This is a genomic window from Ostreiculturibacter nitratireducens, assembly GCF_032670585.1.
GTDB classification, from domain to species: domain Bacteria; phylum Pseudomonadota; class Alphaproteobacteria; order Rhodobacterales; family Rhodobacteraceae; genus Ostreiculturibacter; species Ostreiculturibacter nitratireducens.
The window spans coordinates 1,087,613-1,112,368 of record NZ_JAVQHL010000002.1 but is presented as its reverse complement, the minus strand read 5'-3'; the positions used below and the strand labels follow the sequence as shown (position 1 = coordinate 1,112,368).

Annotated in this window: 28 protein-coding genes and 1 other RNA gene; 13 read left to right on the top strand and 16 right to left on the bottom strand. The window is 67.4% G+C overall.

Annotation, left to right across the window (positions count from 1 at the left end; genetic code table 11):
* Positions 1 to 10: 10 nt before the first annotated feature.
* From ABCN56_RS12790 to ABCN56_RS12780, 3 genes are all read right to left on the bottom strand, one after another.
* A complete protein-coding gene (locus ABCN56_RS12790; protein WP_343081175.1) occupies positions 11 to 1,348 on the bottom strand; it encodes an 8-oxoguanine deaminase in 1,338 nt (445 codons plus the stop codon).
* Between the two features lie 299 nt (positions 1,349 to 1,647).
* Positions 1,648 to 2,463 carry an inositol monophosphatase family protein gene (locus ABCN56_RS12785; RefSeq protein ID WP_343081174.1) on the bottom strand — a complete coding sequence of 272 codons (816 nt, stop codon included), beginning with the start codon at positions 2,461 to 2,463 and terminating at the stop codon, positions 1,648 to 1,650.
* Between the two features lie 84 nt (positions 2,464 to 2,547).
* The gene (locus ABCN56_RS12780; RefSeq protein ID WP_343081173.1) at positions 2,548 to 2,910 is read right to left on the bottom strand and encodes a helix-turn-helix domain-containing protein; all 363 of its coding nucleotides are present in this window, start codon (positions 2,908 to 2,910) and stop codon (positions 2,548 to 2,550) included.
* Between the two features lie 294 nt (positions 2,911 to 3,204).
* Between ABCN56_RS12780 and ABCN56_RS12775 the strand changes: the two genes are divergently transcribed.
* Positions 3,205 to 4,170 (top strand): NADPH:quinone oxidoreductase family protein, encoded by a 966-nt coding sequence (locus ABCN56_RS12775; protein ID WP_343081172.1) that lies wholly within the window; start codon positions 3,205 to 3,207, stop codon positions 4,168 to 4,170.
* A gap of 15 nt (positions 4,171 to 4,185) precedes the next feature.
* Here the strand turns inward: ABCN56_RS12775 and ABCN56_RS12770 are convergent, their stop codons facing one another.
* The gene (locus tag ABCN56_RS12770; protein WP_425466098.1) at positions 4,186 to 5,028 is read right to left on the bottom strand and encodes a LysR family transcriptional regulator; all 843 of its coding nucleotides are present in this window, start codon (positions 5,026 to 5,028) and stop codon (positions 4,186 to 4,188) included.
* A gap of 138 nt (positions 5,029 to 5,166) precedes the next feature.
* Between ABCN56_RS12770 and ABCN56_RS12765 the strand changes: the two genes are divergently transcribed.
* The gene (locus ABCN56_RS12765) at positions 5,167 to 5,370 is read left to right on the top strand and encodes a DUF1127 domain-containing protein (RefSeq protein ID WP_343081170.1); all 204 of its coding nucleotides are present in this window, start codon (positions 5,167 to 5,169) and stop codon (positions 5,368 to 5,370) included.
* 115 nt (positions 5,371 to 5,485) lie between these two features.
* Positions 5,486 to 6,259, top strand: a complete 774-nt coding sequence (locus tag ABCN56_RS12760) for a Bax inhibitor-1/YccA family protein (protein WP_343081169.1) — start codon at positions 5,486 to 5,488, stop codon at positions 6,257 to 6,259.
* A 133-nt stretch (positions 6,260 to 6,392) separates the two neighbouring features.
* Here ABCN56_RS12760 and rpmG read toward each other — a convergent pair whose 3' ends face one another.
* From rpmG to ABCN56_RS12725, 7 genes are all read right to left on the bottom strand, one after another.
* Positions 6,393 to 6,560: a 50S ribosomal protein L33 gene (gene rpmG, locus ABCN56_RS12755; RefSeq protein WP_017928995.1), complete on the bottom strand. Its 168-nt coding sequence runs from the start codon at positions 6,558 to 6,560 to the stop codon at positions 6,393 to 6,395.
* A gap of 176 nt (positions 6,561 to 6,736) precedes the next feature.
* An RNA gene (gene rnpB / locus ABCN56_RS12750) (RNase P RNA component class A) lies at positions 6,737 to 7,128 on the bottom strand.
* A gap of 12 nt (positions 7,129 to 7,140) precedes the next feature.
* On the bottom strand, positions 7,141 to 7,803 hold the full coding sequence (locus tag ABCN56_RS12745; protein ID WP_343081494.1) for an N-acetylmuramoyl-L-alanine amidase: 663 nt from the start codon (positions 7,801 to 7,803) through the stop codon (positions 7,141 to 7,143).
* Positions 7,804 to 7,816: 13 nt separating this feature from the next.
* On the bottom strand, positions 7,817 to 8,629 hold the full coding sequence (locus tag ABCN56_RS12740) for a hypothetical protein (protein WP_343081168.1): 813 nt from the start codon (positions 8,627 to 8,629) through the stop codon (positions 7,817 to 7,819).
* A 36-nt stretch (positions 8,630 to 8,665) separates the two neighbouring features.
* Positions 8,666 to 10,156, bottom strand: a complete 1,491-nt coding sequence (gene gatA, locus ABCN56_RS12735) for an Asp-tRNA(Asn)/Glu-tRNA(Gln) amidotransferase subunit GatA (protein WP_343081167.1) — start codon at positions 10,154 to 10,156, stop codon at positions 8,666 to 8,668.
* Positions 10,153 to 10,440, bottom strand: a complete 288-nt coding sequence (gatC, locus tag ABCN56_RS12730) for an Asp-tRNA(Asn)/Glu-tRNA(Gln) amidotransferase subunit GatC (RefSeq protein ID WP_343081166.1) — start codon at positions 10,438 to 10,440, stop codon at positions 10,153 to 10,155. The genes gatA and gatC overlap by 4 nt, the downstream gene beginning before the upstream one ends.
* A gap of 35 nt (positions 10,441 to 10,475) precedes the next feature.
* Positions 10,476 to 11,129 (bottom strand): ceramidase domain-containing protein, encoded by a 654-nt coding sequence (locus tag ABCN56_RS12725; protein ID WP_343081165.1) that lies wholly within the window; start codon positions 11,127 to 11,129, stop codon positions 10,476 to 10,478.
* Between the two features lie 56 nt (positions 11,130 to 11,185).
* Between ABCN56_RS12725 and ABCN56_RS12720 the strand changes: the two genes are divergently transcribed.
* Together ABCN56_RS12720 and ABCN56_RS12715 are read left to right on the top strand one after the other, a co-directional pair.
* On the top strand, positions 11,186 to 11,878 hold the full coding sequence (locus tag ABCN56_RS12720; protein ID WP_343081164.1) for a metal-dependent hydrolase: 693 nt from the start codon (positions 11,186 to 11,188) through the stop codon (positions 11,876 to 11,878).
* 76 nt (positions 11,879 to 11,954) lie between these two features.
* On the top strand, positions 11,955 to 12,395 hold the full coding sequence (locus ABCN56_RS12715) for a hypothetical protein (RefSeq protein ID WP_343081163.1): 441 nt from the start codon (positions 11,955 to 11,957) through the stop codon (positions 12,393 to 12,395).
* A 21-nt stretch (positions 12,396 to 12,416) separates the two neighbouring features.
* Here the strand turns inward: ABCN56_RS12715 and ABCN56_RS12710 are convergent, their stop codons facing one another.
* Complete coding sequence (locus ABCN56_RS12710; protein WP_343081162.1) at positions 12,417 to 12,869, bottom strand: nucleoside deaminase; 453 nt, start codon at positions 12,867 to 12,869, stop codon at positions 12,417 to 12,419.
* Positions 12,870 to 12,968: 99 nt separating this feature from the next.
* On the opposite strand from ABCN56_RS12710, the gene ABCN56_RS12705 reads away from it, so the two are divergent.
* From ABCN56_RS12705 to ABCN56_RS12680, 6 genes are all read left to right on the top strand, one after another.
* Positions 12,969 to 14,519 carry a pseudouridine synthase gene (locus ABCN56_RS12705; protein WP_343081161.1) on the top strand — a complete coding sequence of 517 codons (1,551 nt, stop codon included), beginning with the start codon at positions 12,969 to 12,971 and terminating at the stop codon, positions 14,517 to 14,519.
* A gap of 338 nt (positions 14,520 to 14,857) precedes the next feature.
* Positions 14,858 to 15,769 carry a 5-bromo-4-chloroindolyl phosphate hydrolysis family protein gene (locus ABCN56_RS12700; protein ID WP_343081160.1) on the top strand — a complete coding sequence of 304 codons (912 nt, stop codon included), beginning with the start codon at positions 14,858 to 14,860 and terminating at the stop codon, positions 15,767 to 15,769.
* Positions 15,766 to 16,956 carry a toxic anion resistance protein gene (locus ABCN56_RS12695; protein ID WP_343081159.1) on the top strand — a complete coding sequence of 397 codons (1,191 nt, stop codon included), beginning with the start codon at positions 15,766 to 15,768 and terminating at the stop codon, positions 16,954 to 16,956. Before ABCN56_RS12700 ends, ABCN56_RS12695 begins: the two co-directional genes overlap by 4 nt.
* 14 nt (positions 16,957 to 16,970) lie before the next feature.
* The gene (locus ABCN56_RS12690) at positions 16,971 to 17,921 is read left to right on the top strand and encodes a DUF2927 domain-containing protein (protein ID WP_343081158.1); all 951 of its coding nucleotides are present in this window, start codon (positions 16,971 to 16,973) and stop codon (positions 17,919 to 17,921) included.
* Between the two features lie 26 nt (positions 17,922 to 17,947).
* Positions 17,948 to 19,072: an SPFH domain-containing protein gene (locus tag ABCN56_RS12685; RefSeq protein ID WP_343081157.1), complete on the top strand. Its 1,125-nt coding sequence runs from the start codon at positions 17,948 to 17,950 to the stop codon at positions 19,070 to 19,072.
* Positions 19,073 to 19,075: 3 nt separating this feature from the next.
* The gene (locus tag ABCN56_RS12680; protein ID WP_343081156.1) at positions 19,076 to 20,188 is read left to right on the top strand and encodes a TFIIB-type zinc ribbon-containing protein; all 1,113 of its coding nucleotides are present in this window, start codon (positions 19,076 to 19,078) and stop codon (positions 20,186 to 20,188) included.
* Positions 20,189 to 20,222: 34 nt separating this feature from the next.
* Here ABCN56_RS12680 and ABCN56_RS12675 read toward each other — a convergent pair whose 3' ends face one another.
* Complete coding sequence (locus tag ABCN56_RS12675) at positions 20,223 to 20,645, bottom strand: Hsp20/alpha crystallin family protein (protein ID WP_343081155.1); 423 nt, start codon at positions 20,643 to 20,645, stop codon at positions 20,223 to 20,225.
* A gap of 151 nt (positions 20,646 to 20,796) precedes the next feature.
* Here ABCN56_RS12675 and ABCN56_RS12670 point away from each other — a divergent pair, with 151 nt between their 5' ends.
* Both ABCN56_RS12670 and dtd read left to right on the top strand, forming a co-directional pair.
* Entirely contained in the window at positions 20,797 to 21,741 is a 945-nt protein-coding gene (locus tag ABCN56_RS12670) for a carbohydrate kinase family protein (RefSeq protein ID WP_343081154.1), read from the top strand.
* A complete protein-coding gene (gene dtd, locus ABCN56_RS12665) occupies positions 21,741 to 22,190 on the top strand; it encodes a D-aminoacyl-tRNA deacylase (protein ID WP_343081153.1) in 450 nt (149 codons plus the stop codon). The genes ABCN56_RS12670 and dtd overlap by 1 nt, the downstream gene beginning before the upstream one ends.
* A gap of 6 nt (positions 22,191 to 22,196) precedes the next feature.
* On the opposite strand, the gene ABCN56_RS12660 is transcribed toward dtd, so the two are convergent.
* The 3 genes from ABCN56_RS12660 to ABCN56_RS12650 all read right to left on the bottom strand — a co-directional run bounded on the left by ABCN56_RS12660 (position 22,197) and on the right by ABCN56_RS12650 (position 24,701).
* Complete coding sequence (locus ABCN56_RS12660) at positions 22,197 to 22,694, bottom strand: CAP domain-containing protein (RefSeq protein ID WP_343081152.1); 498 nt, start codon at positions 22,692 to 22,694, stop codon at positions 22,197 to 22,199.
* Positions 22,695 to 22,769: 75 nt separating this feature from the next.
* On the bottom strand, positions 22,770 to 23,693 hold the full coding sequence (locus tag ABCN56_RS12655; RefSeq protein WP_343081493.1) for a DMT family transporter: 924 nt from the start codon (positions 23,691 to 23,693) through the stop codon (positions 22,770 to 22,772).
* A gap of 12 nt (positions 23,694 to 23,705) precedes the next feature.
* Complete coding sequence (locus ABCN56_RS12650) at positions 23,706 to 24,701, bottom strand: MDR family oxidoreductase (RefSeq protein WP_343081151.1); 996 nt, start codon at positions 24,699 to 24,701, stop codon at positions 23,706 to 23,708.
* Positions 24,702 to 24,756 lie beyond the last annotated feature (55 nt).

Below are 24,756 nucleotides of genomic sequence, written 5' to 3'. Positions count from 1 at the left end.
GGCCGCGGGCTCACCCCATCAGCCGCCGCGCCAGACGGTTCTGGTTTTCCATGACCCGGGGCAGATCGATCGTCGCCACCTGCCCGGCCCGTACGACCTGCCGCCCCTCGACGAAAAGGTCGCGCACGCGCGCAGGCCCGCAAAGCACAAGCGCCGCCACCGGGTCCCAGGCACCCGCTGCCTCGACGCCAGAGACGTCCCAGATCGCGATATCGGCCCGCTTTCCAGGTTCCAGCGAGCCGCAATCGGTCCGCCCCAGCACCCGCGCGCCGCCGAGCGTCGCGATCTCCAGCGCCTCACGTGCGCTCATCGCATCCGCGCCGTTCGCCACGCGCTGCAGAAGCATCGCCTGCCGCGCCTCGCCTACAAGGCTGCCAGCATCGTTCGATGCCGAACCGTCGACGCCGAGCCCGACCTTCACGCCAGCATCCCTCATCGCCCGGACCGGCGCGATCCCGGACCCGAGACGGCAGTTCGAACATGGGCAATGCGCCACCCCGGTGCGCGACCGGGCGAATAGGTCGATCTCCGCCCCGTCGAGTTTGACGCAATGGGCATGCCAGACATCGTCGCCAGTCCAGCCGAGGTCCTCGGCATATTGCCCGGGCCGGCAGCCGAACTGCGACAGCGAATAGGCGATGTCCTCGTCGTTCTCCGCGAGATGCGTGTGAAGCATCACGCCCTTGTCGCGGGCGAGCAGCGCCGCGTCCCGCATCAGTTCCCGGCTGACCGAGAAGGGTGAACAGGGCGCCACGCCCACGCGGACCATCGCGCCTTCGCCCCGATCGTGGAAGGCGTCGATGACCCGGATGCAATCCTCGAGGATCGCGGGCTCCCGTTCCACAAGGCTGTCGGGGGGAAGCCCGCCCGCGCTCTCCCCGATCGACATGGCGCCCCGCGTCGCGTGGAACCGCAGCCCGATCTCGCGCGCCGCGTCGATTGTGTCGTCCAGCCGCGCGCCGTTCGGGAAAAGGTAGAGGTGGTCCGAGGTCAGCGAGCAGCCCGTCAGTGCAAGTTCCGCGAGCCCCACCAGCGCTGACACCCGTATCTCCTCAGGGCCCATCCGCGCCCAGATCGGGTAGAGCGTCTTGAGCCAGCCGAAGAGAAGCGCGTCCTGCCCGCCCGGAACTGCCCGGGTAAGGGTCTGGTAGAGATGGTGATGGGTATTGACGAACCCCGGCGTGACGACGCATCCCGCCGCCTCGAGAACCTCGCCCGATGAGGAAAGGCCATGCCCTACCCCGGCAACTACGCCGTCGCGGATCAGGACGTCGCCGCCGGCAAGCTCGCGGCGATCGGCATCCATCGTCACGACAACGGCCGCACCACGGATCAGGATTTCGCGCATGGAGTCCCCCTTCTCTCCGCCCCCTTCGGCGGATGGGGAAACGGGACCCGACAGAAGGGGGCTGAAGGACTCGGGCGCCGCATCCGCAAACTAGCGACGGCGCCGGACCCGACGCAAGGTTCCGGCCGCACACTTTCGGTTTCGATTGGCGATTTGACCGTCTCGGCGTCTTTCCGCCGCCGGAAATCGGTCTGCCTGCACCCCGGTCATCGGCCATGACTGACCGACGCGGCGACAAGGGGCCGCTCGGCTGACGGCACTCCTCCCGCCACTGCGTGCGCGGCGCAGGTTTGTCCCAATCAACCCTCGGGTGTCTTGCCGAGGATCGCCAGCGCAGCTTCGTGGACTTCCCTGTTCGCCGCCGCTAGGATACGCCCGCCCTGATGCGCGGGGCCGCCCTTCCAGTCGGTCACGATGCCTCCAGCAGCCTCGATGACAGCAATCGGGGCCTGCACGTCATAGGGCTGAAGGCCCGCCTCGACGACGAGGTCGATCTGCCCCAAAGCGACGAGAGCGTAGGCGTAACAGTCGGTCCCGTAGCGGGTCAGCTTCGTCCGGGCGGAGAGGCTGTGGAACGCGCGGCCCTCGGCCTCGGTTCCGACTTCGGGGAAGGTCGAGAACAGGATCGCGTCCGACAGCGGCCTTGGAGCGCGCGCACGGAGCGTGCGCTTGCCCATCGGCCCCGTGGCCTCGGCCACGCCGAGGCCGCCAGCAAAACGCTCGCCGATATAGGGCTGATCGATCAGGCCGTAGATCGGGCCGCGCGCGTCCGCGACCGCAATGAGGACACCCCAGGTCGGCGTTCCCGAAAGGTAGCTGCGCGTCCCGTCGATAGGGTCGATGACCCAGGTCAGGCCCGACGTTCCGGATTTCGCCCCGTATTCCTCGCCAAGGATCGCGTCGCCCGGGCGCATCCGTCCGAGGATCTCGCGCATCGCCCGTTCTGCCGCGCGGTCGGCGACCGTCACGGGATCGAAGCGTATTTTCTCTTTGTTTTCAGCCGAGAGTTCCGCGGTCCGGAAATGCGCGAGCGTTTCGACACGCGCGGCGTCGGCCAAGGCATCTGCCGTCGCGATCAGCGCAGCGCGGTCGTCATCAGAAAGGTCTACCCGCATCAACCATCAACTCCTCCGCCCCTCGCGGAGCGTAGCGGTAGAGGGCGCATCCCGGCCCGTCAAGCAGGCCGGGACGACAGGGGCTTACGCGGCGTCGGACAGAACGCGGGCGAGTTCGAAGAGCCGGCGGCGCTGAGCCTCCGGGATCGCGTAGTAGGACCGGACCAGAAGCAGCGCTTCCTTGTCCGCGAGGATGTCGCCCTCGACTTCCTGCCGGCGCGATGCCCGAGAGTCGATCCCCTCGAAGAAGAAGTTGATCGGAACGCCCAGAGCGTCTGCGATATCCCACAGCCGCGAGGCCGAGACGCGGTTCATGCCGGTCTCGTATTTCTGGATTTGCTGGAACTTGATGCCAACCTTGTCCGCAAGTTGCTGTTGAGTCATGCCAACCATCCACCGGCGGTGACGGATGCGTTTGCCGACATGGGCGTCAACTGGATGTTTCATGTACGGTCTCCCAAGCTCATGCCCAATCATACGAGATTTCCGTGTGGAATTCGCCCTCTGCGGGAGCCTTTTTGGCTATCCTTTTAGATAGGTCTTGCGGTCAGTTTACGCGCATAGCGTGTGCGGCACCGCCGGCGCCACAGGTTGTCCCGCAGCAAAACGAATCGCTTTTCCGGCGACGGTGGGCACCCGAAGCGAACCTCCGGTGCGTCCGAATGAGCGGATTTCGGCGCGACCTCTGGCAGAATCCCGCCGAATTCCCTAGCCCTTTCGGCATGGCAAAGGAGGACTGACATGCGCGCCCTGCAGATCGTCGAATTCGGAACGCAACCCAGGCTTGCCGAGTTGCCGAAACCCGTGCCCGGACCCGGCGAGGTAGCAGTGAGGATTGCGACCTGCGGGCTCAACTTCGCAGATCTCCTGATGATCGAGGGCCGATATCAGGAGCGCCCGGACCTGCCCTTCACGCTCGGCATGGAGCTTGCGGGGACCGTGCAGGCGGTCGGCGAGGGTGTCGACGCCCCCGCGCCGGGGACGCGCGTCGCGGTCTTCGCCGGACATGGCGGGCTTGCCGACTACGGTTGCTTCCCGGCCGAACGCTGCCTGCCACTGCCCGACGGCATGAGCTTCGAGCACGCCGCGGCGTTCCAGGTCGCCTACGGGACAAGCCATGTGGCGCTTCGCCACCGCGCGCGGCTCCAGCCGGGAGAGACCCTTCTCGTTCTGGGCGCGGCGGGGGGCGTCGGGCTCACGGCGGTCGAGATCGGCAAGCTGATGGGAGCGCGCGTGATCGCGGTCGCGCGGGGGAAAGACAAGCTTGAGGTCGCAAAGGCGGCCGGGGCCGATCACCTGATCGACAGCGACACGGCGGATATCAGGGCCGAGGTGAAGGCCCTTGGCGGGGCGGATGTCTGCTATGACCCGGTTGGGGGCGATCAGTTCAAGGCGGCACTGCGCGCGATGCGGCCGGAGGGGCGCATCATCCCCGTGGGCTTCGCGAGCGGGGAGGTGCCGCAGATCGCGGCGAACCATCTTCTCGTGAAGAACCTGACCGTGATCGGGCTCTACTGGGGCGGCTACCTGGCCTTCCGTCCGAAAGTCCTGACCGAGAGCCTCGCGGAGCTTCTGGGCTGGTATGCCGATGGCAAGATCAAGCCGCATGTGAGCCACACTCTTCCGCTGGACCGTGCAGAGGAGGCGCTTGAGCTACTCCGTGCCAGGAAATCGACCGGGAAGGTCGTCGTCACGATGGAGGCCTGAAGAGCGTCTTCGGCCTCAGTCCGCGCCGGAATAGGCGGCCCGCAATTGCGAGAGAAGGGCTTCCGCCGGCGCTCCGCCGAGGCCGCCCGGTGCACGGTAGAGGCAGATCGCGAGGCTCCCGAGCTGGGGCAACACGTTGCCAGGCTCGATCGCCGCGGTGCCCTCCGGCACGCCGCCCCGCAGCCGTGCCGAGACGGCAAGATCGGCGGCGACCGAAGCCTCCACGACCTGTTCGGACTTGCCGTCCACGGCCATTTCCCACGGGATTCCAGCAGCATCCAGCGCCGCGCGGGCGATCGGGCGGAAATAGCAGTCCTCGATGAAGCCAAGCCGCAGGGGACGGCGCTGCCACGCGGTGCCGTCCGGGGCTCCGATCCAGACGAGCTCGCGCCGCGCGATCACCTCGCCGCCCGTACCCGGGGTCGCCTCCGTCGTAAGGATCATGTCGAAATCGCCATGCGCGAAACCTTCCTTCAGCGGGATCGAAAACGACGAGACGAGGTTCACCCGAAGCCGCGGATAGTCGGCCGCGAGACGTTTCAGGATGCGCGGGATGTACGGGTAGACGATGTCGTGTGGCACGCCGAGGCGGATTTCACCTTCGTAGGCATCGTCCGTCAGACGTGACAGAGCCTCGTCGTTCAACTCAAGCATCCGGCGGGCGTAGCCCAGCAGCTGCTCGCCCTCTGGCGTGAGCGCGAGACGCCGCGCCGCGCGGGTGAAGAACGCCCGCCCCAAGCCCTCTTCCAGCCGCTTGATCTGCATGGAAACGGCCGACTGCGTCAGGTTCAGAAGCCCCGCGGCGCGGGTGACGCCGCCTGCTTCGGCGACGGTCACGAAAGCACGGAGCGCAGTCATGTCGAGATTTCGGGGCATATCAAGATCCGTGATACATCACGCCACAATCATTCGTTTCCATAAAGAACCACGATCGGCGAAAAACATCAAGCTTCCTGATGGAAGCGGAATTTTGGATCACCACTTATGGAGGATGAAATGGAATGGACACTTGTTTCCCGCAGTTTCCGGGGGTTTCACCCCTTCAGGTTCATCCGGCTCATGTCAGAGGCGGGGCGCCAGCGCCGGGACCTTGCACGGCTTGACGGGAGGCTTCTGGACGACGTCGGCGTCGACGAAAGTGCGGCGCGGGCCGAGGCGAAGCGGCCTGTCTGGGACGTGCCGCAGACCTGGCTGCGCTGAACGTCCGATTTCGGGAGCGTAAAACCTTGAAATGAACGGCCATGCAGCCGATATTTTCCGGCAAGGCGCGGCGGCACGAAATCGCCCGCCACGGGAAACGCAACTGGAGGCTTCAATGGCTGAATACAACACGATCCGCGCGGGCCAGGCCACGGCCGGTGCAGTCAGGATCGATGAGGGCCTTCGCGCCCATATGAACAAGGTCTACGGCACGATGTCCGTTGGCCTGCTGATCACCGCGCTCGCCGCGTGGGCGATCGCGGGGCTTTCGGTCACTTCGGCGCCGACGCCTTATCAGATCGGCGCGGACGAGTACCTCACCGGCCTTGGCGTCGCGCTCTACACGACGCCGCTGAAATGGGTCGTGATGTTCGCGCCGCTCGCGATGGTCTTCGGCTTCGGCGCGGTGCTCAACCGCATCTCCGCCGCCGGCGCGCAGATCTACTTCTACGTCTATGCGTCGCTGATGGGCCTGTCGCTCAGCTCGATCTTCCTGGTCTTCACCGGGATGTCGATCGCGCAGACCTTCCTCGTGACCGCGATCGCCTTCGCGAGCCTTTCGCTCTACGGATACACGACCAAGCGCGACATCTCGGGCCTCGGCGCGTTCCTCATCATGGGCCTCGTCGGGCTGATCGTCGCCTCGATCGTGAACATCTTCCTTGGTTCGCCCATCGTGCACCTCGCGATCTCGGCGATCGGCGTTCTGATCTTCGCGGGCCTGACGGCCTACGACACGCAGCGGCTGAAGATGGACTACATCCAGCACGCCCATCACGGCGATGCGGAATGGCTTGGGAAGTCGGCGATCATGGGGGCGCTGAACCTCTATCTCGACTTCATCAACCTCTTCATGTTCCTGCTGCAGTTCCTCGGCAACCGCGAGTGATCTGAGAGACATCCGAAGACAGAGGGCCGGGGTCTCCCCGGCCCTTTTTCATTGCGCCCTTCCAGGCCAGCGTCCGGACAAAGAAAAAGGCCGCGCATCTGCGCGGCCTTTGATCCTTCCGGACGGCGCGATCTTACTTGATCTTGCCTTCCTTGTATTCGACGTGCTCCCGCTTCACGGGGTCGTATTTGCGCACGACCATCTTTTCGGTCATGGTGCGGGCATTCTTCTTGGTCACGTAGAAGTGCCCGGTGCCCGCCGTCGAGTTCAGACGGATCTTGATCGTCGTCGGCTTCGCCATTGTCGTTCTCCTAGAGCCGGACGGCAGACCGCCCGCGAAGTCCTTTGAAGCCCGCCTTTTACCCGGGGCCGCGCCCGAGTCAACAGGCAAAACCGCCGTGGCGAGCAAAACATCGCGGCCACGCCGCGGGCGAATTGCCTTTTGCGGGCCATCTCCCCCATTGCGGTCGGGGAAACCTGCGCGGATGGCCTGTAAGCCGGATTCTGTAGGACGTTTCCGCCCTGATGACCATTCCTCTAGGCACGCCGTTGCCGACGCGCTCCAGCTGCCAACCCGGGTCTCTCGGGCCGAAGCTGCCCTGCGGCGGTATCGGTTGCCCGACCTGTCCCGCGCGAGACCCCTATTCGGCATTGCTCCCGGTGGGGCTTGCCGTGCCGGTCCGGTTGCCCGTCCCGCGGTGGGCTCTTACCCCACCGTTTCACCCTTACCCGTGCATGCACGGGCGGTATCTTCTCTGTGGCGCTTTCCCTCGGGTTTCCCCGGCCGGGCGTTACCCGGCACCGTTGCTTCATGGAGTCCGGACTTTCCTCGCGGGGCTCGCGCCCCCCGCGGTCATCCGGCCATCCGCGCGAGATGTCAGTTAGGAAGTCGTGACGCCCACGTCAACAGGGAAGCGGCGGGCGAGGTCATGGGCGAGCGCGCGGTCCTCAGGTGCCTCGGGCCCGCGCGCCCAAGGCCGGAAGCGCAAGCGGAAGGCGGCGAGAAGCGTCTCAGGGGGCGCCTCGGGGTAGCCGAAGGAGCGGAGCGAGGGAACGAGGGGCGCTTCGGGATCGCCCTGCCCCGGCCAGACGGACAGGCCAGAGAGCGCGAGCCGGCGCCAGTCGAAGCGGGGGCCAGGGTCGCGCTTGCGTCCGGGAGCCATGTCGGAATGGGCGATGACGCGCTCCTGCGGGATGCCGTGGCGGGCCATGACGTCGGAAAGAAGCCGCTCCAGCGCGGCCATCTGCCGCTCGGGAAACGGAGCGTCGCCGGTGTTGGCAAGCTCGATGCCGACGGAGCGGGAATTGACGTCCGTGACGCTGCCCCAGGCCCCTGCCCCGGCATGCCAGGCGCGGGCCTCCTCCGGCACCAGCGCCTCGGCCGTGCCGTCCTCGGCGATCAGCCAGTGGGCAGAGACCTCGGCCGACGGGTCGCAGAGGCGCACGCGCGCCTCGGCCGCCGTTGCCATCGCCGTGTAATGAATTACGATCAGGTCCGGCCGCGCCCCGCCCCGGCGTTCACCGTGGTTGGGCGAAGGATGCAGGCCGGTCACAGCGTCAGCCGCCGCGTGCGTTCCGGAACGGCCGCGGGTCCCAAGAGCAAGCGAAGCCGTCGCCATCTGGATCGAGGTTCTTCGGATCGCGCTCCGGTCCGCCGCGCTTCAGGAACGCTTCCTGGGCGAGGTCGGGGGAGGCGAAGGCGGCGCAGGCGCGTTCGTGAGACGACAGCGCCACGGCGCTGCGCCTGTAGATCGCCTGACCGGGCAGGTTCGTCGTCGCCAGCGCGAATTCCACGATGCTCGGCCCGATGTCAGCGGGACGCGCGGGCACGGGTGTCGGCGCGACTTCCTGGTATTGCGCACGGTTCGCTGCGATGCGCGCCTTGTCGCTCTCGATCGTCTCGCGGGACGAGACGGCCGCGAAGTTCTGTTCGTCCGAGATGCCTAAGTTGTTCGGAGCCGTGGCCGGCACCTGCGCGGGCGCAGACGCGGTTTCCATCGGCGCGGGAGCGGGCGTCATCGCCGACAAGGGAGCGCCGACCGGGGCAGCGGAGGCCGCAGCGGGTGCCGCGCCGGGACGGATCGCCGCCATCGCGTCGGCCGCGACGGACTGGGCGTCGCCCTGGGGCGGCGCGGCCGGGGCGGTCCCCGCGTAGGCAGGCGTCGCGTAATAGGGCGTTCCCGGGGTCACGACGACCGGCTGCCGCGGGAGCGCGGCGGCGCGCGCGCGCTGTGCGGCCTGAAGCTCCGCCTCGCGTTGGCGCTGATAATCGCCGTAGCTTTGGAAGCCCACGCCCCTGTCGGGGCTCGGTGCCGGTGCATCGCACGAGGCCAGCACCAAAGCGGACAGGACCGGAAGAAGAACCCGCATCGATCTACCTCTGAGGTTTTTCGGTTTTGGCGGCTCTTACCACCATTTCTCCGGCTTGGAAACAAAGCCCAGGGCGCGTTCCAGCACATAAGCGTGATTCAGCAGGTCGCCCTCTTCCCAGGGACGGCCGATGAGCTGAAGCCCGAGCGGCAGGCCCTGGCGGTCGAGCCCCGCAGGCACGGCGACACCCGGCAGACCAGCGAGGTTCACCGTCACGGTGAAGACGTCGTTCAGATACATCTGCACCGGATCCGCCTCCGCCATCTCGCCGAGGCCGAAGGCTGCCGACGGTGTGGCGGGCGTCAGGATCGCGTCAATTCCCGACGCGAATGCCTGGTCGAAGTCGCGCTTGATCAGCGTGCGGATCTTGCGGGCGCGGTTGTAATAGGCGTCATAGAAGCCGGCCGACAGCACGTAGGTCCCGATCATGACCCGCCGCTGGACCTCCTTGCCGAAGCCCTCGGCGCGGGTCTTTTCGTAAAGCTCGGTGACACCGTCGCCCTGCGCAAGCTTCGCGCGGTGGCCGTAGCGGACGCCGTCGTATCGAGCGAGGTTCGACGAGGCCTCCGCGGGCGCGATCACGTAATAGGCGGGCAGCGCGTATTTCGTGTAGGGAAGCGAGATGTCGACGATCTCGGCACCCGCGTCCTTCAGCATCGCCGCACCGTCGGCCCAGAGTTTCTCGATCTCGGCGGGCATGCCCTCCATCCGGTATTCCTTCGGAATGCCGATCTTCTTGCCGCGGATGTCGCCGGTAAGCGCCGCCTCGAAATCCGGAACCGGGATCTCGGCCGAGGTCGAATCCTTGTGGTCGGGTCCCGACATGGCCTGAAGCATGATCGCGGCGTCACGCACCGTCTTAGTCATCGGCCCCGCCTGGTCCAGCGAGGAGGCGAAGGCGACCGTGCCCCAGCGCGAGCAGCGGCCATAGGTCGGCTTGATGCCGACGATGCCGGTGAAGGCCGCTGGCTGGCGGATCGAGCCGCCGGTGTCGGTGCCCGTCGCGCCAAGGCAGAGGTCGGCCGCTACCGCCGAGGCGGAGCCGCCCGAGGAGCCGCCGGGCGTCAGCGGGGTGGCGTCGCCACTGCGGCGCCACGGGTTGACCGCGTTCCCGTAGCAGGAGGTTTCGTTCGACGAGCCCATGGCGAATTCGTCCATGTTGAGCTTGCCGAGCATGACCGAGCCCGCCTCTTTCAGCTGGCGGCTCACGGTCGATTCGTATTCGGGAAGGAAGCCCTCGAGGATCCGCGACGCGGCCTGCGATGGCACGCCCTCGGTGCAGAAGAGGTCCTTGATGCCAACCGGGATGCCGCACATGGCGGGCGCATCGGGGTCCGACTGCAGCCGCTCGTCGGCGGCCTGCGCTTGGGCATGGGCGATCTCGGGAGTCTTGTGGACGAAGGCGTTCAGCGCACCGGCGCCCTCGATCGACTTGAGGCACGCCTCGGTGATCTCGAGCGACGTGACCTCGCGCTTGCGCAGAAGATCGCGGGCTTCGGCGATCGTAAGGGAGTTCAGCGCGCTCATTCGACCACCTTCGGAACGGCGAAGAAGCCCTCGCGGGCATCGGGGGCGTTGGATAGGATCTGGGACTGGATGTTGCCTTCGGTCACAACGTCCTTCCGGCGCTTCAGCCGCATCGGCGTGACCGAGGTCATGGGCTCCACGCCCTCCACGTCCACTTCGTTCAGCTGTTCCATGAAGGTGAGGATGCCCGAAAGCTCGCGGGCGAGTTCGGGAAGATCCTCGGGTTTCACGGCGATGCGCGCGAGGTGCGCGACGCGGCGCGCGGTATCGGTGTCGATGGACATGGGGCCTGGCTCCGTCCTTTTGGTCGGCCCGGGATTTACGCGCTATGACGGCGGCCCGCAAGCATGTGGCGGGAATAGGTCTCGATCATCCATGCGAGCATGACGGCGTTGAGGATGTGCCACATGAAATGCGTGCCCATGGGAACTGTGGCGCAGAGCGGCCCGTCGAGTGTGCGGAAGGTCAGCGAAACGATGAGAAGCAGCGCGCCCATGGCCATCCCGCGCGCGGTTTCACGCGCACGCGGTCGGAGGAAGGCCGAGTAGACCAGGATGAGCACGGGAATCGGCGCGTAGCCCGCCGACGACCCGAGGAAACCCAGCCTGGCGAAGAGGGGAACCGCAAGGGCCGCGTAGGGGAAGAAGGCCAGCACACCGAGGAACGATCTGAGGGGCGAAAGGCCGAGGAAGTCGCGGTTGGCAGCGAAGATGTAGAGAAGGATGAACGCAAGGATCGGCAGGACGTCGGCGAGGCCCGCCCAGCGCTCCGCGAAGGTGTGGAAAAGGAAGGAGCCCACGCCGATGACGCCGAGAACCGCGCTCAGTGCGCGGGCCATGGGCAAGGGCGCGCGTCGCCACATGAGGATTGCGGCGGCCAGGAACGCCGCGTTCGTGACCGCGTTCACGGGCTCGGCCCAGAATTCCGGGCTCGTCCGTTCGCAATAGGCATCCACCCCAGCGCGCCAGTCCACTTCCAACCCCTGCCTTTTTCGCTAGTGTCTTAGCGAGACAATTGGGAGGCGAGTAGATGAAGATCACCTGGCTCGGCCATTCCGGCTTCCGCATCGAGATCGAGGGGGCGGTCCTCCTGGTCGATCCCTGGCTCGCCGGCAACCCGATGTTCCCGGAGGAACGGCGCGCGGAGGCGATCGAGGGCGCGACGCATGTCCTCGTGACCCACGGCCATGGCGACCATTCGAGCAACGCCGTCGCGATCTGCAAGGAGAAGGGCATCCCTCTCGTAGGGATCTACGACCTCGTGTCCTGGTGGAGCGAGAAGGAGGGGATCGAGGGGACGGGCTTCAACAAGGGCGGCACGGTGGACCTTGGCGGCGCCAAGGTGACGATGGTCAACGCAAGCCATTCGTCCTCGATCGGGGGGCCCGACGGCCCGATCTATGCCGGCCACGAGGCGGGCTTCATGATCGCGGGCGAGGGCCACGTGATCTACATCACCGGCGACACCACCATCATGGCCGACATGGAATGGATGGGGGAATACCACAATCCCGACATCGGCATCCTTTGCGCGGGCGGGCATTTCACCATGGACATGAAGGCCGCGGCCTGGGCGGCGAAGAAGTATTTCAGCTTCAAGACGGTGATTCCCTGCCACTACAAGACATTTCCGCTGCTTGCCCAGTCGGCCGACGAACTTAAGGCCCGGCTTCCAGGCGTCGAGGTGATCGAACCCGAGGTGCTGAAGCCGATCGATATCTGACCGGCGGCAAGCTTCCCGGAAAAAGCGTCCTTCGCCCGGCCCTGCGTTCGCGAAGGCACGATGACGGAGGGACAGGATGGACAGCCAAGGCTTCGCCTTCTGGGTGCTTCAGGGGCCGGGATGGCTTCTATTCGCCTATCTCGCCGTGGCGCAGTGCCTGTCGGCGCTCGATTACGATCTGGGAGTCCGCATGGGCACGCAGGAGCCCGAAGAGCGGATCACCAAGGTCGGAGTGGCCTTCTGGTGGGCGCTCGCCCTTGGCGATCTCGTATTCTACACGCCGCTGCTCGGTCTAGATCTGATCGGCCATGCGACGGGACGGGGCTGGGGCGAGGTCATCCTGGCCGCCGCGCTCGGCATTACCGTCTACTGGCCCATCGTGTCGCTGGCCACGGTGGCGAAGGCGCGCGCAGCGCCCGGATGGTCCCTGCCCAAGGAGCGCGATTACTGGATCGTCCTGCCGGTGATAGTGCTTTGGGCAGGTTGGGGCCTGTGGCACCTCGCGCGCATGGCTTGAGCGCTGCGCAACGTCGAACCGTCAGCGGCGGTCTGCGAAGAAGCTCTTCAGAAGCCGCTCGGCCTCCGCCGCGCCGATGCCGTCATAGACCTCGGGCGCGTGATGGCATTGCGGGTGGGAAAAGACCCGCGCGCCATGGGCGACGCCGCCCGACTTCGGGTCCGACGCACCGTAGTAGAGCCGCGCGATCCGGGCAAAGGAGATGGCGCCCGCGCACATCGGGCAGGGTTCGAGCGTGACGTAGAGGTCGTGCCCCGGAAGCCGCTCCGACCCCGCCTCGGCGCAGGCCGCGCGAAGCGCGAGCATCTCGGCATGGGCGGAAGGGTCGTTGAGCTCGCGGGTGCGGTTCCCTGCCGCCGCAACGACGCGCCCGTCGGGGGCGACGACGACGGCGCCCACAGGCACCTCGCCGCGAAGCCCCGCTGCGCGGGCCTCGGCAAGGGCTTCCTCCATGTAGCTCCTGAACCGGCTCATGGCCTCTCTTCGCCGAAGCCCCGCATTCACGCAAGCGCTTCCGGTTTGCCGCGCGAGGCGTTAGAAGGCGGCCTTCGGCAAGGCTGCGGGGTTACGGCGATGGGCGAAACAGGTGACAAGGGCGAACGCATCGCCAAGGCGATGGCGCGGGCCGGTGTGGCCTCGCGGCGCGACGCCGAGAAGATGATCCTCGCCGGGCGCGTCAAGGTGAACGGGGTAAAGGTGACGAGCCCCGCGCTGGACGTCCTGCCGACGGACAAGGTAACGCTCGACGGCAAGCCGATCGACGCGCCGCAGGAAACGCGGCTCTGGCTCTACTACAAGCCCATTGGCCTCGTGACCTCCGAGAAGGATGAAAAGGGCCGGCAGACCGTCTTCGACACGCTGCCGGAAGGGATGCCGCGCGTGATGAGCGTCGGGCGGCTCGACCTCAATTCCGAAGGTCTCCTGCTTCTGACGAACGACGGCGGGCTGAAACGGCGACTGGAGTTGCCCTCGACCGGATGGCTCAGAAAATACCGGGTGCGGGTGAACGGCCAGCCCAACAACGCAACCTTCGACCCCCTTCGCCGGGGCATCGTCATCGACGGCGAGGAATTCCAGCCGATGGAGGTGGCGCTCGACCGCCAGCAGGGGGCGAACGCCTGGCTGACCGTGGGGATCCGCGAAGGGAAGAACCGCGAGGTCCGGCGCGCGATGGCCGAGGTCGGGCTGATCGTGAACCGGCTGATCCGGGTCAGCTACGGGCCGTTCCGGCTGAACGAGATGCAGCCGGGCGATGTCGTCGAGGTGAAACGGCGCGTGCTGCGCGACCAGCTTGGCAGCCTTCTGACCGGAGAGGAGCCGCAGCGCGAAGGGTCCGAGCGTGCGCGCGGCGACCGGGGGGAAGGCAGGCCCGACCGCGGCGCGGCGCCGCGGCGGGACAGGGAGGGAGGCGAACGCCGCGACGGCGACAGGCCATTCCGGCCGCGTTCGCGCGACGAATCAGGCGCGGACCGCAAGCCGCGTGGGCCGAGGCCGGAAGGCGCCGGCGAGCGCGAGTGGAAACCCCGCGCACCGCGCACCGAGGGTGCGGACCGGAAACCGCGCGGGCCGAGGCCGGAAGGCGTCGGCGAGCGCGAATGGAAACCCCGCGCACCGCGCGCCGAGGGCGCGGACCGCAAGCCGCGCGGACCGAGGCCGGAAGGCGCCGGCGAGCGCGAGTGGAAACCCCGCGCACCGCGCACCGAGGGTGCGGACCGCAAGCCGCGCGGGCCGAGGCCGGAAGGCGTCGGCGAGCGCGAATGGAAACCCCGCGCACCGCGCGCCGAGGGCGCGGACCGCAAGCCGCGCGGACCGAGGCCGGAAGGCGCCGGCGAGCGCGAATGGAAACCCCGCGCACCGCGCGCCGAGGGTGCGGACCGCAAGCCGCGCGGGCCGAGGCCGGAGGGATCGGGAGACCGCGAGTGGAAACCCCGCGCACCGCGCACCGAGGGTGCGGACCGCAAGCCGCGCGGACCGAGGCCGGAAGGCGCCGGCGAGCGCGAGTGGAAACCCCGCGCACCGCGCACCGAGGGCGCGGACCGCAAGCCGCGCGGGCCGAAACCCGGCGGCAAGGGACCGGGCGGCCGCCCGCGCGGGCCGAAGCCGGGCGGGCGCGGCGAGCGCTGACGGAACACGATTGCGGAGAGCCTTCGCGCCCGCCATTGATGGGGCGTGGCGCCGAACGGCTCATTGGCGGGCAGAATTGCCTGAATCGCGAGCGCGGCGTCTGAAATAAGGGCGCTAGCGGCTGGCGGGATCATGCCCGTTGCGCAAAACGCCCAGCCGCGCGGGCCCAACGCACTGGCGCCACGGAGCCCGCTGGCTTATAGCTGAATTTGAGTATGTAGATCGGCTGGGTCAGGGGCGGTGATGTCCGGCACGGGATTGCAGAAACTTGCGTTTTTCCTTCTGCTGGCGCTGACTTTCTACGTCGCGGCCACCGGTGGTGGCACGGGAGGCGGCTGATGGCGGAACGGTTCGGCGGCCCCTACAGCCCGGATAATTCCCGGCGCGAGAAGCCGGGAACTCCCTCGCGGAAACACCCGTTCGAAGGGCGGCGCCCGACCCGCGCCGGCGGCCGGGTCAACATGCTCTTCTTCGCACCGTTTCCCTTGGTCCTGACCGCGTTCGGAGAGAACGCGGCGGGCCTTGCCGTCGACCTCGCGGCCTTCGGCACACTGATCCTGGCCGCCTGGCTCACCCGCGAGGGCGAGCTTGCCCACGAGGCCTACGAGGCGCGCAAGGTCGCCCGCCGCCCCGCGATCCCGCGAAAGATCTTCGCGAGCGTCCTGACGGGCGTGGGGCTCTTTCTCGGTGGGTTCGCTCCTGGAGTGAGCGTACTGAACCCGGTCATCTTCGGCCTGCTCGGCGCAGTCCTGCACTTCCTCGCCTTCGGACCCGATCCACTGAAGGACAAGGGCATGGAGGGCGTGGACCGCTTCCAGCAGCACCGCGTCGGCCGCGCCGTCGAGGAGGGTGAGAAATACCTGGCCTCCATGCGCGAGGCGATCCAGCGCGTCGGCGACCGGCACCTGATCCGGCGCGTGGAGCAGTTCCAGACCACTGCCCGCGACCTCTTCCGCACGGTCGAGGAGGACCCGCGCGACCTCACGGCGGCGCGCCGTTACCTCGGCGTCTACCTGATGGGCGCGCGCGATGCGACGGTGAAGTTCGCCGACATCTGGACCCGGACGAAGGACCAGAAGGCGCGGGCCGACTACGAAACCCTTCTGACTGACCTCGAGACGAACTTCGCCGCGCGCACCCGCACACTTCTTCTGGACGACAGGAGCGACCTCGACGTGGAAATCGAGGTCCTGCGCGACCGGCTGGCCCGCGAGGGCCTCAGCATCAACGGAAAGGGAGAAGCCCAATGACCGAGACCGTGCGCGATCAAGCCGCCGCCGACCTTGCGGCGATAGAGCAGGCTACGGCGGTGATCCTGCCCGAGCCCAAACCCGCCGAGGAAGTGGTTCCGCTGCAGAAGGCGCCAGCGGAAGTCGCCGATGAGATCCGCAAGCGGATGGGCGAGATCGACATGTCGGACACCGGGTCGATCGTCAATTTCGGCTCCACCGCGCAGGCGGAACTTCAGCAGATCAGCCAGGCGATGCTCACCGACGTGCGCAACAAGGACGCGGGACCTGCCGGCGACAGCCTGCGCGAGATCGTCACCACGATCCGCGGCTTCTCGGTGTCCGAACTCGACGTGCGGCGCAAGGCGTCGTGGTGGGAACGGCTTCTGGGGCGGACGGCCCCCTTCGCGAACTTTCTCGCGCGCTTCGAGAAGGTCCAGGACCAGATCGACCGGATCACGGACAACCTTCTGACGCACGAGCACAAGCTGCTCAAGGACATCAAGTCGCTCGACAATCTCTACGAGAAGACGCTCGATTTCTACGACGAGCTCGCGCTCTACATCGCGGCGGGCGAGGAGAAACTGCGGGAACTCGACACGGCCGTGATCCCCTCCAAGGAGGCCGAGGTGAATGCCGCGCCCGAGGATGACCAGGTGATAAAGGCGCAGGAACTGCGCGACCTTCGCGCGGCACGCGACGACCTCGAACGCCGGGTGCACGACCTGAAGCTGACGCGGCAGGTGACGATGCAGTCGCTGCCCTCGATCCGGCTGGTGCAGGAAAACGACAAGTCCCTGGTGACGAAGATCAACTCCACACTCGTCAACACCGTGCCGCTGTGGGAAACGCAGCTGGCGCAGGCGGTGACGATCCAGCGGTCCTCCGAGGCCGCCGTAGCGGTCAGGGAGGCCACCGACCTCACGAACGAGCTTCTGACGGCGAACGCGCGCAACCTTCGGCAGGCGACAAAGGCCGTGCGCGAGGAGATGGAGCGCGGGGTCTTCGACATCGAGGCGGTGAAGACCGCGAATGCCGAACTCATCGCGACGATCGAGGAATCACTCCAGATCGCCGACGAGGGCAAGCGGAAGCGCGCCGCGGCGGAAGCCGACCTGAAGAAGATGGAGGCGGAGTTGCGCGACACGCTGGCTGCGGCCAGAGCGAAACAGACCGGCCTCGGCGACGCGGTCGGCACCAGCGCCTGACAATCGGAGACGCGATGAACCAGAGCCCCATCCCCGGTAAGGCCCTCGGGCTCCTGCTGCTCCTGAGCGCCCTTTCGGGCTGCGCCGAGCTTGCCCAGCCGCCCGCCACACCGGCGCCGCCGCCCGAGGAGCCTGCGGCGCTCGAGGTCGCGCCCCGCTCGCCCGAGAGCGAGGCGATGGCGGTCTATTACCGGCGGGTCCAGACGAACCTGCTCGCGCAGGGGCTTCTGCGGACCGATGGCGGCGGAACGGACACACCATTTTCCACTCGGCAGCTCGTGGAGAACTTCGTTCGCATCGCGCTCTATGACGAGTACGTGACGGCGGGCGGCGGTCTCATCGCACGCCAGACGCCCTCGCGGCTCCGCCGCTGGGAAGAGCCGATCCGCATGTCGGTCGAGTTCGGCCCATCGGTTCCGCTGGCCCAGCGGGAAAAGGACAAGGCGGACATCGCCGGCTACGTCGCGCGGCTTGCCCGCTCCGCCCGCCATCCGGTCCGCATGAGCGACAGGAATCCGAACTACATCGTCCTTATGCTGAACGAGGACGAACGGCGGGCAATTGGCCCGCGACTGATGGAACTGGTCCCGGGCATCGACCGGTCTTCCGTCCGATCCATCGCGGACATGCCGCCATCGACCTTCTGCCTTGTCTTCGCGTTTTCGAACGGCTCGGGCTCCACCTATTCCAAGGCGGTGGCGGTGATCCGCGCCGAGCATCCCGACGCGCTTCGCCTGTCCTGCATCCACGAGGAACTGGCGCAGGGCATGGGCCTTGCCAACGACAGCCCGGCGGCGCGACCCTCGATCTTCAACGACGACGAGGAATTCGGGCTGCTCACGCGCCACGACGAACTCTTGCTGCGCATCCTCTACGACCGCCGCCTGAAGCCCGGCATGATCGAGGACGAGGCGCGGCCCATCGTCGAAGTCATTGCATCGGAACTTCTTGGCGGCGAGAGTTGAGCCGCGAGAGCCAATAGGAGGGTCCCATGGGCATTCTCGATTTCCTCACCGGCGAACTGATCGACGTCATCCACTGGACGGACGACACCCGCGACACGATGGTCTGGCGGTTCGAGAGGGAAGGCCACGCGATCAAGTATGGTGCGAAGCTGACGGTGCGCGAGGGCCAGGCGGCCGTCTTCGTGCACGAGGGCCAGCTTGCCGACGTGTTCACCCCGGGCCTCTACATGCTGGAAACCAACAACATGCCGGTGCTGACGACGCTTCAGCACTGGGACCACGGCTTCCGGTCACCCTTCAAGTCCGAGATCTACTTCGTCAACACCACCCGTTTCACGGACCAGAAATGGGGCACGAAGAACCCGGTCATCTGCCGCGACCCGGAATTCGGGCCCGTTCGGATCCGCGCCTACGGCACCTACACGCTGCGCGTCACCGATCCGGGCAGGTTCATGACCGAGATCGTGGGGACGGACGGGGAATTCACCTCGGACGAGATCAGCTTCCAGATCCGCAATATCATCGTGCAGGAGTTCAGCCGGGTGATCGCCGGATCCGGAATCCCCGTGCTCGACATGGCGGCGAACACGCTGGACCTCGGCAAGCTGATCGTGAAGGCGATCGAGCCCACCGTCGCGGCCTATGGCCTGTCGATTCCGGAATTCTACATCGAGAACGTCTCGCTGCCCGAGGAGGTGGAGAAGGTTCTCGACAAGCGCACCTCCATGGGGATCGCGGGCGACCTGACGCAATACACGAAGTTCGCCGCAGCCGAAGCGATGGGCGCCGCCGCGGCGCAGCCGGGTGGCGGCATGGGCGCCGCTCTCGGCGCGGGAATGGGCGTGGCGCTTGGCCAGCAGATGATCCAGCCGGGCCCCTGGGGTCCCGCGCCGCAGGTTGCCGCCGCGCCTCCGCCGCCACCTCCGCCGCCGGTAGAGAAGGTCTGGCACATCGCCGAGGCGGGGCAGACCAAGGGGCCCTACGGCCGCGGGCATCTGGGCCGCATGGTGACGGATGGCAGCTTCACCCGCGAGACGCTGGTCTGGTCCCCGGGCCAGGACGGCTGGAAGCCTGCGGGCGAGATCGCGGAGCTTGCCCAGCTCTTCACGGTGATGCCCCCTCCCCCGCCGCCCCCACCACCCGGAGCCTGACGAATGGCCCACGGGCCTTTGGAGGAATACCACTACCCCTGCGATCAATGCGGCGCGGACCTGCGGTTTGCCCCCGGGCAGACGCGGCTGGTCTGCGATCACTGCGGGCATGAGCAGGCAATCCCGGCCGCCGTCGGCCGCGGCACGGCGCTCGGCTTGCACGAGCTTGACCTGCGGGCGGGCTTGCGCAACGCGCTGATGGACGATGCGGTCGAGGACCTGAGGAGCATCTCCTGCCCGAACTGCGGCGCAGTGATCGAGTTGTCGGAGGAGGCGCATGCCGGCGAATGCCCGTTCTGCGCCACGCCCGTCGTCATCGACACCGGCGCCCGGCGTCAGATCAAGCCCCAGGGCCTCGTCCCCTTCTCGATAACGGAGGAGGAGGCGCGCGACTCGCTCGGTCGCTGGCTCCGAAGTCTCTGGTTCGCGCCGAACGGGCTGAAGGTCTATGCCCGCAAGGGCCGCCGCATGAACGGCATATACTCGCCCTTCTGGACCTTCGACGCCGACACCCGCAGCCGCTACCGCGGCCAGCGCGGGACGTATTACTACGAAACCCGCACGGTCACCGTCACGGTAAACGGCAAGCGCCAGCACCGGCAGGAACAGGTGCGCAAGATCCGCTGGACCCCGGTCTCGGGCCGGGTTGCGCGGCATTTCGACGACGTGCTGGTTCTTGCCGCGACAAGCCTGCCGCGAAGCTTCACCGACGCGCTGAAGCCCTGGGACCTTTCGGCGCTGGTGCCCTACCAGCCCGACTACCTCGCGGGGTTCCGGGCCGAGGGCTACACGGTTGACCTCGACGACGGCCATCGGATCGGCCGGGAGGAAATGGCGAGAGTGATCGAAATGGACGTGCGCCGCGACATCGGTGGCGACGCGCAGCGGGTGGAGGCGGTCGATACGGACTTTTCCGCCGAGACCTTCAAGCACATCCTCCTGCCGGTCTGGACCGCGGCCTACAAGTATGGCGGCAAAAGCTATCGGTTCGTCGTCAACGGCCAGACGGGAAAGGTCAGGGGCGAAAGGCCCTGGTCCTGGATCAAGATCGCCTTCGCCGTCCTCCTGGCTGCCATCGTCGCGGGCATCATCTTCGGGCTGAGCCAGAACCAGTGAAGGGGGCGGCAAAGACGCCGCCCCGCGACCCGCCTCACTTGCCCCGACTGATCGGGATGCGCTTGGCCTTGGCGGTTTCCGCTGGGCCTTTCTTCGGCACGACGACGGTCAGGACGCCGTCCTTGAGTTCCGCCTTCACCCCCGTCTCGTCCGCGTCGGGCGGCAGGCGGAAGGAGCGGCTGAACGACCCGTATTGGCGTTCGGAGAAGTACCAGGTTTCTCCCTTCTCCTCCCGGCTCGTGCGTTTTTCGCCCTTCACGGTCACGACACCTTCGTCCATGTGGACGTCGATGTCCTTCTCCTCGACGCCGGGAAGCTCCATCGCGATCCGGTAGGCTCCGCCGTCGGTCGACGCCTCGGAGGCCGGGGCGAAGAACTCGGCAAGCCGCGTGCCCATCGTCCGGAAGGGTTCGTAGAGTGAGGGCCAGAAGCCCGAAGTATGCGATTTCTCGACCATGACCTGTCTCCTTGTCGCGAAAATCACCGTGGATGCGCGACTGTCGCCACCGTGCCGACCCGACGCATTGACCTGCGTCAATCACCCCCCGGATTGCCCGCCGCGGGAGGTCAGGCTATAGCGGCAGGAACTCTGCACAGGGGAGGAGACGATGGCAGGCAAGACGATCCTGAGCTGCGGCGAAGCGCTGATCGACATGCTGCCGCGCGAGACGACGGCGGGCGAGGCGGCCTTCGCCCCCTACCCGGGCGGCGCAGTCTTCAACACGGCGGTCGCGCTTGGCAGGCTCGGTGCGCCATCGGGCTTCCTGTCGGGGCTGTCCACCGACCTCTTTGGCGAGATTCTGGAAGACTTCCTTTCCGCCTCGAAGGTGGACACGCAGCTTGCCGTCCGGTCCGACCGCCCCACGACCCTCGCCTTCGTCAAGCTCGTGGATGGCCAGGCCAGCTACGCCTTTTACGACGAGAACACAGCCGGACGGATGCTGACACCCGCTGACCTGCCGGCGATCCCAGAGAGCGTCGGCGCGTTGTTCTTCGGCGGTATCAGCCTCGTCGTCGAACCCTGCGGCGAGTTCTACGAAACGCTCATGCTGCGCGAGGCGAAGAAGCACGTGACGATGCTCGACCCGAACATCCGCGTGGGCTTCATCCGCGACGAGGTCGGCTACCGCGCCCGCGTCGACCGGATGATCGCGGCCGCCGACATCGTCAAGGTCTCGGACGAAGACCTGCGCTGGATCGCGGGCGAAGGCGGGATCGCGGATCTGGCGCGGGACATCCTGGCGCGTGGCCCCAGGGCCGTCTTCGTGACCGAGGGTGCGAAGGGCGCGCATGGCTTCGCGGGCGACGACGCGGTCTTCGTCCCGGGCCGCAAGGTCACCGTGGCCGACACGGTCGGCGCGGGCGACACGTTCAACGCGGGCATCCTCGCGGCGCTCCACGCGGCGGGCCGCCTCGACAAGACGGCGGTCTCCTCGCTGTCGACGGCGGACCTGACGGCGGCCCTGTCGCTTGGCAACCGCGCCGCATCCGTCACCGTCGCGCGCGCAGGCGCGAACCCGCCCTGGGCGGACGAACTTCCGGGAGAAGAATGATGCGAGCGCTTATCCAGCGTGTGACCGAAGCGTCGGTCACGGTCGAGGACCGGGTCACGGGCGAGATCGGGCCGGGGCTTCTCATCCTCATCTGCGCGATGGCCGGCGACGGCGAGGCGGAGGCCGACCGGCTTGCGGCCAAGATCGCGCGGCTCAGGATCTTCAAGGACGAAGCGGGCAAGATGAACCGCTCGATCCTCGACATCGGTGGCGCGGCACTCGTCGTGTCGCAGTTCACGCTGGCCGCCGACACGTCGCGCGGGAACCGGCCGGGGTTCTCCTACGCCGCTGCGCCGGCGGAGGGCGAACGGCTCTACGAATACTTCTCGGACCGGCTCCGCGCAGAGGGGATCACTGTCGCCAATGGCGAATTCGGCGCGGACATGGCGGTGCGGCTTCTGAACGACGGGCCGGTGACGATCTGGATGGACACGGCCGAAAAGGTCTGAGCGGCCCTAGCAGCCCTTCGCGAAAACCTGGACCCAACGCGGTCCGCCGCCCTGCCCCGGCCTCGGCGCGGCCAGCGCGATCCCGACCGACGTGACCCCACGAAGCAGGATGTTGCGCCGGTGGCCGCTCGATTTCATCCACAGGGCCATCGTGGCTTCGGCGCTGGAATACCCCATCGCGATGTTCTCGGCGGCAAGCGTCGTCCGGCAACCGGCCGCACGGATCCGCGCCTTCGGTCCGGACGAGCCGGCGAGGCGATGGCTGAACGTATCCGTCCTGACCATCGCGCAGGCATGGCCCTGGGCCGCCTTTGTCAGCGCCGAGGAGACCTTGAGTTCCGGAAGACCGCGGGCGCGGCGTTCGGCGTTCGTCGCGGCGATCGCCTTGGCGATCTCGGCCTGCGCGCCGACGGGAACCGCGCAGCTTTCGGCGCGGGCCGCCGAGAAGGCGCTCGCGACTAGCGCGGCGAGCGCAATGCTCTTCAGCATGGTCTTGACGGCCACGGCTTCACCTCGTTCCTTGCCCCGCCCCGTCCTGCAGGGGGCTTCCGGCGAGATTAACTGCGCGCGCCCCGCCTCTCAACCCTGCGGTGTCATGGACCGCCGCTGACGAGCGCGTTCCAGCCCAAGCCAATGCTCTCGCCAGATGATGAGGATGCCCGCGGCAGTCACGAGCGCGGCGCCGCCCAGCATCACGAGCGTCGGGACCTCATCGAAGACGAAGTAGCCCACGCCGAGCGCGAGAAGCATCGAGGAATATTCGAAGGGAGCGATGACCGAGGTATCGGCGTAGCGGTAGCTCGATGTCAGCAGGACCTGCCCGAGCCCGCCAAGGAAGCCCGCGAGCACAAGCATCACCGCGGTCCCCGGCGCCGGCATCACCCAGCCCCAGGGCAGCGTCACGAGGGACAGGATCGCGGCATTGACCGAGAAGTAGAAGACGATGGCAGAGGTCGTTTCCTTGTGGACGAGGCGACGGACGAAGACCTGGGCGAGGGCCGCGAAAACCGCTCCGGTCAGCACCACCATCGCGCCAAGCGCCTCCGTCGCGCCGGCCTGTTCGTCGGCCAGCGCAGTCAGGCGCGGCGACAGTATGATGAGGACACCTACAAGCCCGAGCATGACGGTGAAGATCCTGAAAGCGCGCACCTCTTCGCCAAGAAACATCGCGGCGAAGACGACGGTAAGCAACGGCGCCGCGTAGCCGATCGCCGTGACTTCCGGCAAAGGCAGAAGCCCGAGCCCGGCGAAGCCGAAGCCCATGGCCGCGGTTCCGACGACGGCACGCCAGATATGCCCCATCGGGTTCGATGTCCGCAGCCCCCCGCCGAGTTTCCGGGTGAATGCAAGCCAGACGAGGATCACGGGCACGGCGAAGGCCGAGCGGAAGAACACCCTTTCTCCGGGCGGAATCTCATCCGCCGTGGCCTTGATGAGGCTCGCCATTCCGACGAAGACCGCGACGGACAGGACCTTCAGGATTATGCCGCGCACCGGGTTCATTGCCACCGAGGCTCAGGCGTTGACGTCCACGACGACCCGACCACGGACCCCGCCCTTCAGGATCGCCGCGCCGAGGGCGGGAAGGTCAGGGAGCGTCGCGGGTTCGATCATCGCTTCGAGCTTGTCCATCGGCAATTCGCGCGCGATCCGACCCCAGGCGCGGACGCGGTCCTCGTAGGGCTTGCTGACGCTGTCGATGCCAAGAAGGTTGACGCCCCGGAGGATGAACGGGATGACAGAGGCCGGAAGCCCGGCGCCGCCGGCGAGCCCCACGGCAGCGACGGAGGAGCCGTATTTCATCTGACCCAGGACCCGCGCCAGCATCGCGCCCCCGACCGCGTCGATGCAGCCCGACCAGGTTTCGGATTCTAGCGGCCGCTTCACCGTCTCGGCCAGATCCGCACGCGGGACGATGAGTCCGGCGCCAAGGCCGCGCAGGTATTCCTCGGTCTCCGGCCGCCCGGTGACTGCCGCGACCTCGTATCCCAGATGTGCGAGGATCGCGACGGCGACCGAGCCTACGCCTCCCGCGGCGCCGGTCACGAGGACCGGCCCTTGCCCGGGCTTCAACCCGTGATCCTCGAGCGCCACGATGGCGAGCATCGAGGTGAGACCGGCGGTTCCAACCGCCATCGCCTGCCGCGTCGTGAGGCCGCCCGGCAGCGGGACGAGCCAGTCCGCCTTCACCCGCGCCTTCTGCGCGTAACCGCCCCAGTGGACCTCACCCACGCGCCAGCCGGTCAGGATCACCTTGTCGCCCGCCGTGTAGCGGGGATCCGACGAGGCTTCGACGGTCCCGGCGAAGTCCACGCCCGGCACATGGGGATACTTCCGGACGAGCCCGCCGCCCGAAGGCGACATGCACAGCCCGTCCTTGTAGTTCACCGTGGAATACTCGACGGCAACGGTCACGTCGCCTTCGGGAAGCTGCGCCTCGTCCAGGTGCTTGACGCCGACATGGACCTCGCCCGCTTCATCCTTCTCCACCACCAAAGCCCGGAAACCCATGTCGCCCTCCTGTTGTTCGCCGTTCCGTCCACGTTCGCCCCGAAGCGCGGCGATG